Raw genomic sequence first — 13,896 nt, forward strand, 5'->3', positions numbered from 1 at the left:
CCGGGCCTTCGGTAGCAAACGACTAGCTCATGTGACACGGCGACCGCAACCGTGTTCTATGATGACGCCGGTGCGGCACACATCGCTTTTACACTGACGATATGAGTGGAACCGGGGCTGCACTGCGGGCAAAGGGCGTGACGGTTCTCAGGAAGCGCCATAGCGAGATCGCCAAGCAAACGGGCCAGATCCCGCACGGAAGGCTACTGAAGGATGCCGTGACGTTTGAGTGGTTCGTGCGCAGCCGCCACCTTCCGGTTTGCCAGGGAGACTGGTGGCCAGAGACGGCGAAGGAGAAGACGGCTCAGGTTGAAATCATCTTCAAGTTGGGATCACCAATCTTGGAGTCGGTAGACAAGTTTGAGCTTCAAAATGCATGTGAATCATCTGGCAAAGACGGATTGCCAGGATCGCGTGAAGCAAGCGAGGTCGTATCTCGATGAAGTAATCGAGCAGGAGTTTCTGGTCAAGGACCCGACCCGCAGCAAGAAATCCGACGTGGGCGAGTGCTGACCGTGAGGGATCAGCCCGACTATGAGTTGCGTTCTACGTCGGACAACAGCCCGCTGCGAAACGCCATTGCAACCGCCTCTGTGCGGTCTGATACGGCGAGCTTGTCCATAATGCTGTGGACATAGTGGCGAATTGTGTAGTCACTGAGATGTAAGGTCGAGCCGATCTGCTTGTTCGTTAGCCCCTTGGCGAGCAGCTCGAGAGTCTGTACCTCGCGTGGGGTCAGGTCGGCCCTCATCATGCGATCGGCCAGTTTGGCTGCGATATGAAGGGGGATGTACCGCTTGCCCGCATGAACCACGGTGATCGCGGCGATGAGATCTGCTTCCGCAGCATCCTTGAGGACATAGCCTTGAGCGCCTGCGCGAATCGCTTGATAGATGAGTTCGTCCTGCTCATAGCTGGTGAGCACAACGACCTTCGGTGCCACTGCAAATGACTGTAGAGCCTGAAGTACGGCGATGCCGTCCATGCCCGGCATGCGCACATCCAACAGCAGCAGATCGGGGCTATAGATGTTGACCATCTTGATAGCCTCCGACCCGCTTCCGCATGTTCCGATGACCGTCATGCCCGCCTGACCATTCAGGAGGTTCGACAACCCTGAGCACATAACAGGATGATCATCAACGATCAGAATGCGGATCGAGGAGGCGCTTGTTCTTTGCATGAATTGTATTCTCCAGGAAACGGATGCCCGCACGAACGTACGATGTTAGCCTGTTTATTCCAAGGACGGGTACGGTGACCGAAACGCACGTTCCAGTTCCGAGCATACATGAGATATCCAGCTCGCCGGCAATCTCCGAGGCACGCCTCCGCATGCCTCGGATACCAAACCCAAGAAGATCGCCGCTCATCGTGAAGCCTCGACCATTATCGGTCACCTTCAACTGAACATGCTCCGGCTGGTAGTCGATGGCGATGGCGACCTTAGTTGGTGAAGCGTGACGTACGGAGTTCGCAATGGCCTCCTGACCTATGTGGAACATCTGCTCAGTAATCGCACTGGGCAGAGCACGTGATATACCCGAGGAGCTTGTCTCGATCGCAATATCCCCGCTACCCGTGAGACCCTGCGCACACTCTCTTAGCGAGGAGAGCAGATCCGTGCTGGAGAACGACTTTTTCGATATGGGTGTCAGACTTTTGCGAGCCTCACGGTGGCTGAACTGAACCAGCCTTCTGGCTACATCCACATGATGTAGAGCGCTGTCCTCCTTATTGGCGACGCTCCTGCGGATCACCTGAAGTTGGAAGCCGATCCCGGTGAAGCTTTGCGCGAGGGTATCGTGGATGTCTCGCGCTAGCCGTTCTCGTTCGTGCAGAACAGTCTCCATCTTCCATCGTTTGAGCTGAACATAGAAGAGAAGTACGAGGATGACTGCCGCCACAGCTCCGAGCGCAATGGATAGATTCACGAGCCGCGCCGTTGTCCACCAGGGGGCGGCACGAACTACGGAGACATCCGCGAGACTACGAAGGAGCAGCTCCGATCGAATGGCGTTTCCATACGTCAACCCGGTTTCGCCGGTGAGAACGTTGATACCCGACACCCGGACGGCGCTTCCCGGAACAAGGGCTTTCGAAGAACCCGTGCTATGCGCTTCGAGCTCCGCCGTGATCACTTGATCGTCCTTTTCAAGCAGCAGTAGAGTCCGCGCGGGTTCGTCGATGACTCGCAACAGGCGCATCTCGATGCTGATGAGACAGAAGCGGTATTTGCTCGACGAAGTACTCTGCAGATCGAGATGCGCAGGCGTCAGGGGAGTGCCGTGGCCGAGCTTGCGCAGCACAGCATCCCGAAGAATGGGGCCTGTCGCGTCAGGGCTCGGATATCCGACTGCTTCGACCAGGTCTCCGACCTGCAGCGTTGGAGCGTCCGCTGAAAAGATCTCGATTGCCTGCGTACCGTCCTGCAACACCAGGCTATTGCCGGGTGCATAAAAGGTCAGCACACCACGCACACGCACGGGGTGAAAGTAGTCGGTCCCGGATCCATACCGCATCAGGTTTCCGATCTGTAACATCGGCGTTTCGAAGGGATCGGGTGGCTTCGGCTGAAGGATTTCGATGTTGTTTGGATCCGGGATGGCGAGAACGACGCCTGTCGACTGCATGTTGTCGTTCTTGCGGTCCATGGCTGTCGCTGTGACACGTACCCTCGCGTCGAAAAATGCGGAGAGAGGCAGCTTGAGGGACGAGGTAAGGATCGCGTCCACACGACCTTCCGGCATCATGATGGAAAACGCGATGCCCTCCAGACCAGCGATTTTAGTTCTGGAGTTCACGGCACGGATCGTGCCTTCGATCGAGACGTACTGAACATCCTGCTGTCCGCTGCTCAACTGTCTGAAGGAGACCTCTGTGGGAGTCGGCAGCGGACCGTGCCCGAGGAAACGGATGTGCGGAGCCGTGATGCGGGGCGAGTACTGCCCGGGGCCGACCAAGCCGACCACCTCAATGCGGTCGCCGGGCTCATAGCGCCTGGAAGTGCCATCGGGGTCCACCCAAAGGCCGGCTGTGTGGTCGCGAACGACGAGCCCGAGACTGCTTGAGAGTGTGACGGTTCCGACAACGCGCGCCAGGCCGCCCTGCGCCGCTACTCCGTAGGGCAAGGCAAGGATTGAGGCTGCACTTGTGTACTTGATCCTAGACGAAGGAACCTGGCCGTCCTGAGCGAGAAGGACGGAGCATAACGTACAGAGCCACAAGAGCGCAGCGATTGCGTGTGTCTTCGAGACGATCCTTGCTGCGAATTCGGAGTCACTACGCCGGTTCATCTTTTAAAGCCTGCAGAGGATCGGTTGCATCCTCCTTCAAAACGCATGCTATCGCACTCGGGCCTTTAGCCGCTGGACACCGCTGGCATATGGCACAAATGTGCCATATCAATGTGGCCCATGTGATGGCTGCTTTACTGCGCTAAATAGGCCACCTCTTTCCGCTCATCAGTCCGTTCACGATCGTGTTCGTGGTTGCGTATCGTTCGCGAGGTACATCAATAAGCGTTTTGTGCGCTCTGATCTGCGGTTTCCGGACTGCCCGTGAGGCGAGGCCGCTGCGGTACGGGAGCTGCGACAGAGGAAAGTTGCCGAATGAAGATGGACAAGGGACTTACACGGCGGGAAGCCATGCAAGGCCTGCTGGGAGCCGCATTGATAGCGGCAACTCCGTTGAGTGCTTATACCGAACAGAAGCAGAAGGGAACGACCGCCTGGCCAGCAGAAGCTGTGCGCAACCTGCCCCGGCCACAGCCTTTGAATGAAGGCTGGCGTTTTCATCGCGGCGAGTTGGAAGGAGCATCCGCTGGCGACTTCAGCGATGCGTCGTGGCGGACCGTCACGGTTCCCCACGACTGGAGTATTGAGGATGGGGTCGCGCAGCCCCAGTCGATGCCGGGCACCGTCTGGGCCCTGGGTGACAAACCGGTGCGCGTTGGTCCTTTCGACATGTATGAGAGCGCGGGCCAGACGGCAACTGGATGGACCGTCGGTGGTGTCGGCTGGTACCGCAGGACGTTCGAGATGCCCGAGGTCCCTGCAGGCGGCAAGGTCGAGCTGCAGTTTGAGGGTGTCTACATGAACTCCGATGTTTGGATCAATGGCGCTCACCTGGGCAATCATCCTTACGGTTACACCGAGTTCGCGTACGACCTGACCCAGCACTTGAAGCCGGGCAAGAACACCATCGCCGTAAAGGTGAACAATGCCGGGCGCAACAGCCGCTGGTACTCGGGGTCTGGGATCTTTCGCAAGGTCTGGCTCCGCATGAAGGGCGAGCTGAGTATCCCTGAGTATGGCGTCTTCGTGTGGACGCAGAGCGCTACTGCCGATGCCGCACAGATCAAGGTCGAGAGCACGGTTGAGAATCGCGCGTCGACGCCGAGAAAGGTTCGTGTGGCTGTTCGTCTTGTCGATGATCAAGGCGTTCCAAGCGCTTCATCGACACAGGGTATGACCATTCCCGCGAACGCAAGCGCGGTGGCTTCCTTGCCCTTGCAGGTACAGCATCCTCGCCTCTGGTCCTCGGAGCGTCCTCAACTGTATCGGGTTGAGGTTGTCGTCGAAGACGGCACCAAGGTGGTAGACGCGGCCAGCGTCTCGACCGGCATACGCACCGTGGAGATCGATGCGGCCCATGGGCTGAGAATCAACGGCGAGAACGTGAAACTACGTGGCGGCTGCGTGCACAACGACAACGGGCCCATCGGCACCGCGTGCATTCCGCGGGCCGAAGAGCGCCGGCTCGAGATACTTAAGGCGAACGGCTACAACGCCGTTCGCACCAGCCATGCGCCTCCGTCGCGGAACTTCCTCGATGCGTGCGACCGGCTGGGCATGCTGGTGATTGACGAAGCTTTCGATGGATGGGAGCAGGAAAAGAATCCTGACGACTATCACCTCTTCTTCAACGAGTGGTCGCACCGGGATCTTGAAAACATGATCCTGCGCGATCGGAATCATCCCTGCGTCATTCTCTGGAGTATCGGCAACGAGATGAAGGAACGTGCCGAACCTCGCGGCGTGGAAATCGGCAAAGGCCTAGCCGCCGTCGCCCACAAGGTCGACCCCACACGCAGGGTGACAGCGGCTATCTGCGAACCGTATGACCACCCTAAGCAAACTTGGGAGGACATGCAGCCGGCGTTCACCTATCTTGATGTCGCCGGCTATAACTACCGGCTTGATAAGTACGAGTCAGACCATGCGAAATACCCTGACCGCGTGATGGTTGGTACTGAGTCCTATCCGGGCGCCGTGTACCAGATATGGGATTTCATTGAGAGATCAAGCTGGGTGATCGGCGACTTCGTCTGGACGGCGGCCGATTACATGGGCGAGTCGGGGCTGGGCTTCACGGCTCTTCGAAACGGCCCCGGCCGCGCTGCTGGACTGCAGGGCTACCCGTGGTTCAACTCCTATTGCGGTGATATCGATCTGATCGGCAACAAGAAGCCGCAGTCTTATTTCCGCGATATCGTGTGGCGGCGCAGCAAGATAGAGATGGCCGTGCAGAGGCCGATCCCCGCAGGGTGGTCGGAGCGCCTGGGGGATTGGTCCTGGAGTGACGAGCTGCGAAGCTGGAGCTGGTACGGCTTCGAGGGAACTCCTCTCAAGGTGCGTGTGTACACGCGCGCGACGCGTGTGAAGCTTCTACTGAACGGCAAGGAGATCGGCACGCAGGAGTTGAAGCCGAGCGATGGCCTTAAGACGGAGTTCGCCGTTCCGTACAGCCCTGGCGAGTTGAAGGCAATTGCCTACGAAGGCGACATCGAGACATCCTCGATCGCCTTTGCCACGACAGGGCAGCCTCACCATCTGGTCCTCACGCCCGATAGGCGCAGGCTCATCACCGATGGCGACGACCTCGGCTATGTCATGGTCACCGTCGTGGACGAAGCAGGTAGGCCCGTCCCGGATGCTGTCGTGCCGGTTTCCTTCACGGTAGAAGGCGCTGGCGAACTTATGGCCGTGGGCAACGCCAATCCTAAGGACGTTACCAGCTTCCAACAGCCACATCGCGATACCTACCACGGAGTTTGCCTGGCTGTGGTGCGGCCGCGCGGCGCAGCCGGAAAGATCGTCATCCGTGCGCAATCCCCTGGCTTGCAGGGCGGCACGGCCGAACTGGAATCCGCATCAAGCTAGCCACTCGGAATAAGGAGCGTTCCCGTTCCTCGCAATGTTCAGCGAAGCTGTGCGGGGAGAGACAAAGACCAACCCTATCAAGGCTCGATGCTCACAATTCGACAGCTCGGCGACATAAAGAACGCCTACGGCCGCGCCTCAGGCGCGGACTCATATGAAACCAACACAAAGGCAGGATGTATGACTACCAACCGGACACTTTCTCTCCTCCACTCTCTTGGCGGCAGCCATGCGGGTAATCTGCTTGCGCTTGTCGCGATCTTGGCCTTGGCTCTTGTTCCTGTGGGAGCTCAGGTCACGGCGGCTTCGCTCTCCGGCTCAGCGACGGACCCGAGTGGAGCGGCGCTACCGAACGCGACCGTGACCGCACTGAACGTCGACACCGGTGCATCGCAGACCACCAAGACAAGCGGCGCAGGTACGTTTACCTTCACGACCTTGCCTCCTGGAACTTACCGCGTCACGGTCGCAGAGGATGGCTTTGCGACCAAGGTCCAGGAAGGTCTGCAACTCACGGTCGGCCAAGCGGCCACGCTCAATACGGTCCTGACGGTTGGCGCTCAATCAGAAAGTGTGACGGTCAATGCGGAGTCAGGCACTCTCATCAACTCGAGCACTGCTGAGGTCAGCTCACTGGTGAATGAGCACTCTGTCAAGGAGCTGCCGCTGAATGGCCGCGACCCGTCGAGCCTCGTTTTGCTGGCGCCGGGCGTCACAAACGTTTTGAACTCCAGCGGTACTCTGCAGACGATCGCCGCCTTCCCGACGGAGTCGGGTGCGTCCGCCAACGGTGGCCGCCAAGGCAGCACTTACTACCTGCTGGATGGCGTGCAGAACATGGACACATACCTACTGCTGGCCGCACCGTTTCCGAATGCGGATGCCACGCAGGAGTTCCGAGTCATCACCAACAACTTCGATGCTCGTTATGGCTTCGCTCCGGGGGCGGTCGTCAGCATCCAGACAAAAGGCGGCAGCAACGAGTTCCATGGCGGCGCCTTTGAGTTTCTCCGCAACAGCGCTCTGAACGCCGGAAATTACTTCAGTCACCAAGTTGATCCGCTGCGGCGTAACCAGTTTGGTGGCGATCTGGGTGGCCCTGTCATCAAGAACAAGCTCTTCTTCTTCGCCAACTACCAGCAGACGCTCGCGAGCACAACTGCCGCCACCAATGTGACGGACACGCCGACCGCGGCCATGCTGGCCGGAGACTTTAGCGCTGTGCCGATCACGCTTGGTGGCCCCTTCACGACGATCGGTGGCAAACCGAATCAGGTGGACCCCGCACTTCTGAGCGCTCCTGCACTGGCTCTCTCCCAGCAGCTGCCGCTGGGCATGGTTCCTGCCACCGGGCAGGTGACCTATACGGGAGCCTCGCAAAGGTACAGCTACAAGGAAGCAACCGGGCGACTTGATTGGGATGTATCTCCTTCCCACCGAATCACCGCACGCTCGTTCCTCGACTTTCTTGATCAGCCGGGACTCGGTGTTCCCGGCAATGTCCTGACCTACGTGATCGGTGAGAGAGGCCGGATCTATAACGAACTGATCTCGGACACATGGACCATCTCCCCGAACTCAGTGAACACACTCTCCGCAGCCTGGCTGCAGAACGACTATTACACCGCAGCGCAGGTCCTCAATCATGATGGGTCCCCCTTCTGCCTCTCACAAATTATCAACGTCAGCGACCCCCCGGGTGTCTGCTACATCGAGGGTGGCGTGAGCATATCTGGTGCGTTCAATCAGGGCTATTCGTCGCCCAACACCGAGGACCGCAGAACCTGGACGCTGAACGACGACTACTCCCGCGTTATCGGTCAGCACGTCGTCACCGTGGGTGGAAATCTGCTGCGGCAGTACGCCAATGAGATCTCTGCCTACCCGGCAAATCCGCAGGTCAACTTCAACGGGCAGTACACGGGATTCGGCCTGGCCGACTTCCTCCTTGGCGATGTGCAGAGCTACGGTCAAGGCGCGGGTGAGGTTCAGAATGAGCGTGGATTCCTGCTCGGTATCTACGCACAGGACGCTTGGCGAATCAAACCGAACCTTACGCTCACGGCCGGTGTACGCTGGGAGCCGAACCTGCCACCTTCCTTGCAGAACGGGCGCGGCGCGGCCTTCATTCCGGGTCAGCAGAGCACACGATATCCCAACGCCCCCACGGGCATGGTCTTTCCTGGCGACGCTGGCGTGAGCGACAGCCTGATACCGCGTGACTACACGCAGGTGGCTCCTCGCATCGGCATTGCCTGGCAGCCTCGCTCCTTACCGACAACGGCCTTCCGCGCGGCCTTCGGCACCTTCTTCGCGCCCCTCGAATATTCCATCTACAACCACACCGCCGACATCAGCCCTTTTAGCCCTACCTACAGTTTTGCCGGAACACAAACAACGCCTATCCCATTTGCTTCGCCGTGGACCTCGCCTCAGTCGGGCACGGGTGGTGTCAATCCGTTTCCGCCGTTTGCTTCGGCATCGCAGGTTCCCGGACCGGACGCTACCTTCCCGACCGGTCCCAATGCGGTCAACATCTCTACCGTGTTTGCTCAAGACTTCAAGCTGGCCCGGACGCAAAGCTGGAATCTGTCAGTCGAACAGCAGCTTCCAGGTGATCTAGCCATGCACCTTGCCTACGTTGGTAGTGAAACGAACCATCTTCAGTTTCCTCTCGATCTCAACCCTGGCATCTACAGCACCAATCCAGCGCTGAACGGGGCACGTACGATCTATCCAGCCTTCTCGCGCGTGCAGGAGAACGTGAGCGGAGGAAATGCGAGCTACAACTCCTTGCAGGTTGGTCTGGAAAAGCGGTTCTCGCATGGGCTGCAGTTCCAGTCGAACTTCACCTGGTCGAAGAATGAAGATCTTTTCACTGCAAACAGCATCTCCTTCGTGAACAACATTCCAGACCCGTTCGACCCGAAGCAGAACTTCGGACGCTCCGATCTAAACATCCCATTGATCTCGGTCACGAATCTGGTTTACACCACGCCTTCGCTGTCGAACCACAGTGTCTTGCTTCGCGAAGCCCTCGGCGGCTGGCAGGTGAGCGCCATCTACACCATGCAATCAGGCACGCCATTCAGCATCCAGGGTGGCAGTGGCAACAACAACTCTGGCGCGCAGCAGAACGGCGATCGTGCCGATTTCGCTCCCGGCGCGAGCTACGGCAGCAGCAGCTTCGGCATCCACAACGGCAGCAAGCAGCAGTTGAACCGCTACTTCGACATTTCCAAGTTCGTTCAGAACGCGCCGGGGACATTTGGCAATACGCCGCGTAACCTCTTCAATGGGCCTGGTATTAACACCAGCGATCTTGGACTGATGAAGAACTGGATGTTCGAGCAGCGCTTCAATCTGCAATTCCGCTGGGAGATGTTCAACGCCTTCAACCACCCGAACTTCGCCAATCCGAATACATCCCCAACCAGCGGTAACTTTGGCCAGATTACGACCATCGGTCCTATTGCGCCCCGCGTACAGCAGGCCGCTCTGAAGCTGACGTTCTAATTCTGATTGCCTGTAGACGACGATAGATGGCGCCCGGCATACCATGTATCGTCGTCCTACCTGTCTCATTCGAAACTGCGAGGCACGAGCGGAATCGCTCTACGTCCGGTGGGCCGTCCAATGTTCCAATTGGAAAATTGGACTACGCTGAAGCCTTCGCGTAAAGCCGCTCGGGCAGAACGCCTCGAAAGCAGCGCTGAACAGGTTTAAGGTCAACCCGGCGTGGGAATTGCGGGACACAAACATGATGGTCAACTCGGTTTGCCCCGGCTAGGTCGCCACGGGTCTGAACAACCACAGTGGCCCAGGCTCGCAGCCGACGGCGCCATCGCGATTGTGAAGTATCCACAAATTGGCGGAGAGTAGTGCCGCCGATCGAAGCCGTGGCCGCGCTTTCACGGTTCGCTGAACCTAGTTGGGTTGTATGAATCAGGCGGGAGTTGGTACGAGGGCTCGCACAGCCGCGTGGGATGCTGCCCAGGCGCTAAGCGAACGTGGCCTTGAGTTCCGTAGCCCGAGATATGGCAGCGGCGAGAGCCATTCGGACGGGGTGCGGATAGCATGTCCCCCAATCGATCGCCCTGCTCCCGAGTCGTCGAACGGCAAGAAGTGGTCAGCATTCTTGATCGCGAGTGGCAGATTTTGGAACCTGCGGAGATCGCGGCGGCGTTCGTCGATCTCCGACGTTGTGGCCATTCGCGTCTCCAAAGAAGGAGCTGACGCCGACCAATTGGTTTTCCAGGACCTTCAGAATGAGCGACAAGATCGACCGCTCTCAATGTGCGCGTCTGTGCGTTCTAGTGTCCTGAGTCATTAACTCGTCCACGAATTGGATTAGATATCGCCGTGATGGAAATAGCTGAAAACGCGAATCCGTCGCTACGCTCAAGATGACATTTATTTAACGAATGAACGACCCGAGACACTAGTGTCATGCATTCCAGCCTAGACGATTGCAGCCGGGACGGCGCGACGTAGCGCCACGGACGGCCTCAGGGAGAGACCGCTCGTGGCGTTGAGCGCGGCGTTCGAGTTTCTACTGGGCATTCACGATTTGGAAGAGGACGGGAGAGCCCTTCTCCGAATCGATGTCGTTGCCGGTGTAGACGGCGGTGATGTCGTGCCCCAGCGGAGACAGCCCCGAGTAGGTGAAGGTTGCGACGCCGTTCTTCAGCGGAGCCGTGCCGAACACCTCATCCCCGCTGCGAAAGAGCACCGTGCCGGTCGGTACCGGACCGGAATCCGCCTTGACGGTTGCGGTGAAGGTGACCGCTTCGCCTAGCGTTGAGGGGTTCGCCGAAGACGTCAGAGTTGTGGCTGTCTGAATCGCGTGAGGGTTGATCGTGTAGATTCCCGTCGTGACCGAGCTGGGAGTATTTCCCGACTGGACGGCGATCGCGCGCACGATCAGCGAAGATTGCGGGTTGGGGTTTATAAGTTGTGCTCCACCGACCGGGTAAACGGCGGAAGAGGTAGTCGGAGTAGTCCCGTCCGTCGTGTAGTAGATAGTTGCGCCCGGGGTCGGGGACTTAATCAGGACGCCATTGTGGATAGCCAGATCGCCCGCGAAATATTTCGGAGCATACGTGCCGGGGACCGGGTAGAAGATTGGAGCGGCCACTGCTCCGCCCGTGACCTCTTGGGTGACGACAGCGCTGCCGGAAGAACTCGCCTTGCTCCCGAAATAGCTGGCATTGACTACGTGAGCGCCGGCTGAGAGCGCTGAGGTTGTGTAATCGGCGTTCCCCGCTCCGTCCAGGACAACGTTCGCCGCCGGGATGCCGTCCACGAGGAACTCGAGGTGACCCTGAGGAATCGTCCCTCCAGACTGGGATCGAACCGACGCGCTGAAAGTGACGCTGCTCCCCAGCTTCACGGACGAGTCGCTGCTCGATACCGTCGTGGTGGTTGCGCCATTGAAAACGAATTTAGTGACGAAGCTGTTCGCGTAGCCCTTGTTTGTTCCGTAGCTGGACTTGCCTTCGCTTGCCGGGTAGTAAATCCCCTCTTTGTTGACGGTTTGAAAGGCTCCATCGGTGACCGGGAAATCGACCGAGCTAGTGACCCCAGCTAGATATACATTTCCTAGTGGATCGCATGCGACGGCGCTCGCCGCGTCGCCTGTCGGATGGGTAGTTCCATCATTTTGGAAAGACCCGACGGATCCGCTGCCGCCGAGGTAGGTGGCGTAGGTGAGAGCGGAGCCCGTGGGATTCAGTTTGGCGAGAACTGCATTGATTGTCTGGCCGTCCGGATTGCTTTTGAACGGGTAGGCATCACTGGTGATCGGGAAACCGGGCCCACCAGACCCGGCAAGGAAGACATCCCCCTGGGGACCGGCTGCCAGCCCGTTGAAGGCGTAAGTAGCATTTTCAGGCACCAGGAAAGTGCCAAAGACCAGCGCAGTTCCGCTGGCGTTGAGCTTGCCTAACCATTCGCTGCCACTCTTGAGATATGCCCCTTTCGTGACCTGATCCTTTCCGTAGCTGTACAGGTCGAGCGCATAGATATTGCCCTCTTGATCCAACGCAGACGCTACGTAAGGAAAAAACGTGGAGTAGATCAGGCCCGATCCTGAAGGGTTCAACTTCGCAGCAAATGCCATTTCGTCAACACGCGGCGCGTAGGTTGGATCGTACGCATTCGGCGTGATTGGAAAATCCGGCGAATACGTCAGGCCCCCAACATAGGCATGGTTGGAGGAGTCGACAAACACTGACATGCCGTAGCTTTGGTACTTCCCGCCCAGAAACGTGGAATACAGCAATCCGGACCCATTCGCGTTAAGTTTGGTCACAAATACCGTGGAGGCCCCGCTTGGATTTGTCTTTGTCGTCTGGAAGGCCCCGGGGGTTACGGGAAAATCGTTCGATTGGGTGGCGCCTACTATGTAGGCATTCCCCGAGGAGTCCGCCGCTATGCCGTAGGCCTGTTCGGCGATACTTCCTCCGAGGTAGGTTGAATAGACAAGGGTCGAACCAGTGCTATCAAGCTTCGCGACTGAAGTCTTCCCGTAATTACTATTGGTTGTTTGGAAGGCGCCAGGCGTGACCGGGATATTCGCCCCGGCCAGATAGACATTCCCGGCATTATCCACCGCGAACAAGTTAGGCGCGTTGCCACTGACATAGGTGGAATACATCAAAGCGGAGCCAGACGCGTTCAACTTGCTGACGAAAGCACTATAGTGCAGATTGTTCGCCTTCAAGGCACGGCTCGTGACCGGGAAATCCGCGGTATCCGTTTCACCCGAAAAGTACGCGTTCCCAGCCGCATCCACCGCCACCTTGGAAATTGCGTATCCGTCGGTGCCATATGCCTCGCTTCCGCCAATGTAGGTTGAGTAAGCCAGCACCGGATCGATCACCAACTCGCGGCTGTGATCGTAGCTGCCGAGTTCAAAGCCTACAGTGTTGCCGGCCAACAGGGCGAACTTGCCCTCGACCGGCTGGCGCTGGCCGTCTTTCTTCTGATAAACGACGGGCTGGTGGAACGCGATCTCGCCGTCTCCGGCGCTCACCTTCAAGTCGCCGTTGCTGGCCAGCTTGAGCGATTCCGCACCGTCGAAGTGCAGCTTGACGGGCTTGGCGCTGGCATTCGGCGCGACCACGAAATCGAATTCAAGCTGCTGCTGGTTGCCGTAGTAGAGCAGGTCGACGCCGGGATAAACGCCGGTGTACCGCACTTTGCTGAAGGTCGGCACATTGGTGTGCCACTTGGCCGGATCGCTGCCGATGAAGTAATTCTTCTTGCCTGGCAGCGGCACGGCGCCGTCGACGCGAAGGCCGTTTGCGGCTCCGGCAAGCTCCATGCGAACGACCGCGCTCTCGGCAGATCTGGTCTCAGGGGATTTGCCCGACGGCTTCGCCAGCGACAACACCGCCGCCTTGTCGGTCAAGAAGAGGGAATAGCCCTGTCCGCGGGAGAGGAAGCGGACCTGCGCGTCGGTCTGCCCCTGGTTGGCTTCAAAGCTCAGCGGGAGCTTGCCATAGTTGGCCGCGACCGCCGCAGTGGCAAGGTGGTTTGTCGAGAGGGATGATTCCTGCGAGAATCCATAAGCCTGGCTGAGAGTGGCCAGAGCAATACCGAGGCAGAATTTAATTTTCATGGAAGTCTCCTGGCTAGGGAGCAGTGCAGAATCGTAGTCCGAAGCTGCCAGCTCATCGTGTATGTGGCTTGCGGAACTTTGAGCCTAAGTCCGAAGACGACCCTCGCC

Annotated in this window: 7 protein-coding genes; 3 read left to right on the forward strand and 4 right to left on the reverse strand. The window is 58.5% G+C overall.

The window, feature by feature from the left end; genetic code table 11:
* Nucleotides 1-372: 372 nt before the first annotated feature.
* Entirely contained in the window at nt 373-513 is a 141-nt protein-coding gene (locus ACPOL_RS33660; protein ID WP_161557455.1) for a hypothetical protein, read from the forward strand.
* A 19-nt stretch (nt 514-532) separates the two neighbouring features.
* Here ACPOL_RS33660 and ACPOL_RS19775 read toward each other — a convergent pair whose 3' ends face one another.
* Complete coding sequence (locus tag ACPOL_RS19775) at nt 533-1,183, reverse strand: response regulator transcription factor (RefSeq protein WP_114208576.1); 651 nt, start codon at nt 1,181-1,183, stop codon at nt 533-535.
* Nucleotides 1,140-3,296 (reverse strand): sensor histidine kinase, encoded by a 2,157-nt coding sequence (locus tag ACPOL_RS19780; RefSeq protein ID WP_114208577.1) that lies wholly within the window; start codon nt 3,294-3,296, stop codon nt 1,140-1,142. The genes ACPOL_RS19775 and ACPOL_RS19780 overlap by 44 nt, the downstream gene beginning before the upstream one ends.
* Nucleotides 3,297-3,611: 315 nt before the next feature.
* On the opposite strand from ACPOL_RS19780, the gene ACPOL_RS19785 reads away from it, so the two are divergent.
* Both ACPOL_RS19785 and ACPOL_RS19790 read left to right on the forward strand, forming a co-directional pair.
* Nucleotides 3,612-6,164, forward strand: coding sequence for a glycoside hydrolase family 2 TIM barrel-domain containing protein (locus ACPOL_RS19785; protein ID WP_114208578.1), 2,553 nt, complete (start codon nt 3,612-3,614; stop codon nt 6,162-6,164).
* 87 nt (nt 6,165-6,251) lie between these two features.
* The gene (locus ACPOL_RS19790; protein ID WP_236656906.1) at nt 6,252-9,680 is read left to right on the forward strand and encodes a TonB-dependent receptor; all 3,429 of its coding nucleotides are present in this window, start codon (nt 6,252-6,254) and stop codon (nt 9,678-9,680) included.
* Nucleotides 9,681-10,109: 429 nt separating this feature from the next.
* Here the strand turns inward: ACPOL_RS19790 and ACPOL_RS19800 are convergent, their stop codons facing one another.
* Together ACPOL_RS19800 and ACPOL_RS19805 are read right to left on the reverse strand one after the other, a co-directional pair.
* Complete coding sequence (locus ACPOL_RS19800) at nt 10,110-10,376, reverse strand: hypothetical protein (RefSeq protein ID WP_114208579.1); 267 nt, start codon at nt 10,374-10,376, stop codon at nt 10,110-10,112.
* A 340-nt stretch (nt 10,377-10,716) separates the two neighbouring features.
* Nucleotides 10,717-13,788: a DUF7948 domain-containing protein gene (locus ACPOL_RS19805; RefSeq protein WP_114208580.1), complete on the reverse strand. Its 3,072-nt coding sequence runs from the start codon at nt 13,786-13,788 to the stop codon at nt 10,717-10,719.
* Nucleotides 13,789-13,896: the final 108 nt, after the last annotated feature.

The organism is Acidisarcina polymorpha, from assembly GCF_003330725.1.
In the GTDB taxonomy this organism is placed as follows: Bacteria; Acidobacteriota; Terriglobia; order Terriglobales; family Acidobacteriaceae; genus Acidisarcina; species Acidisarcina polymorpha.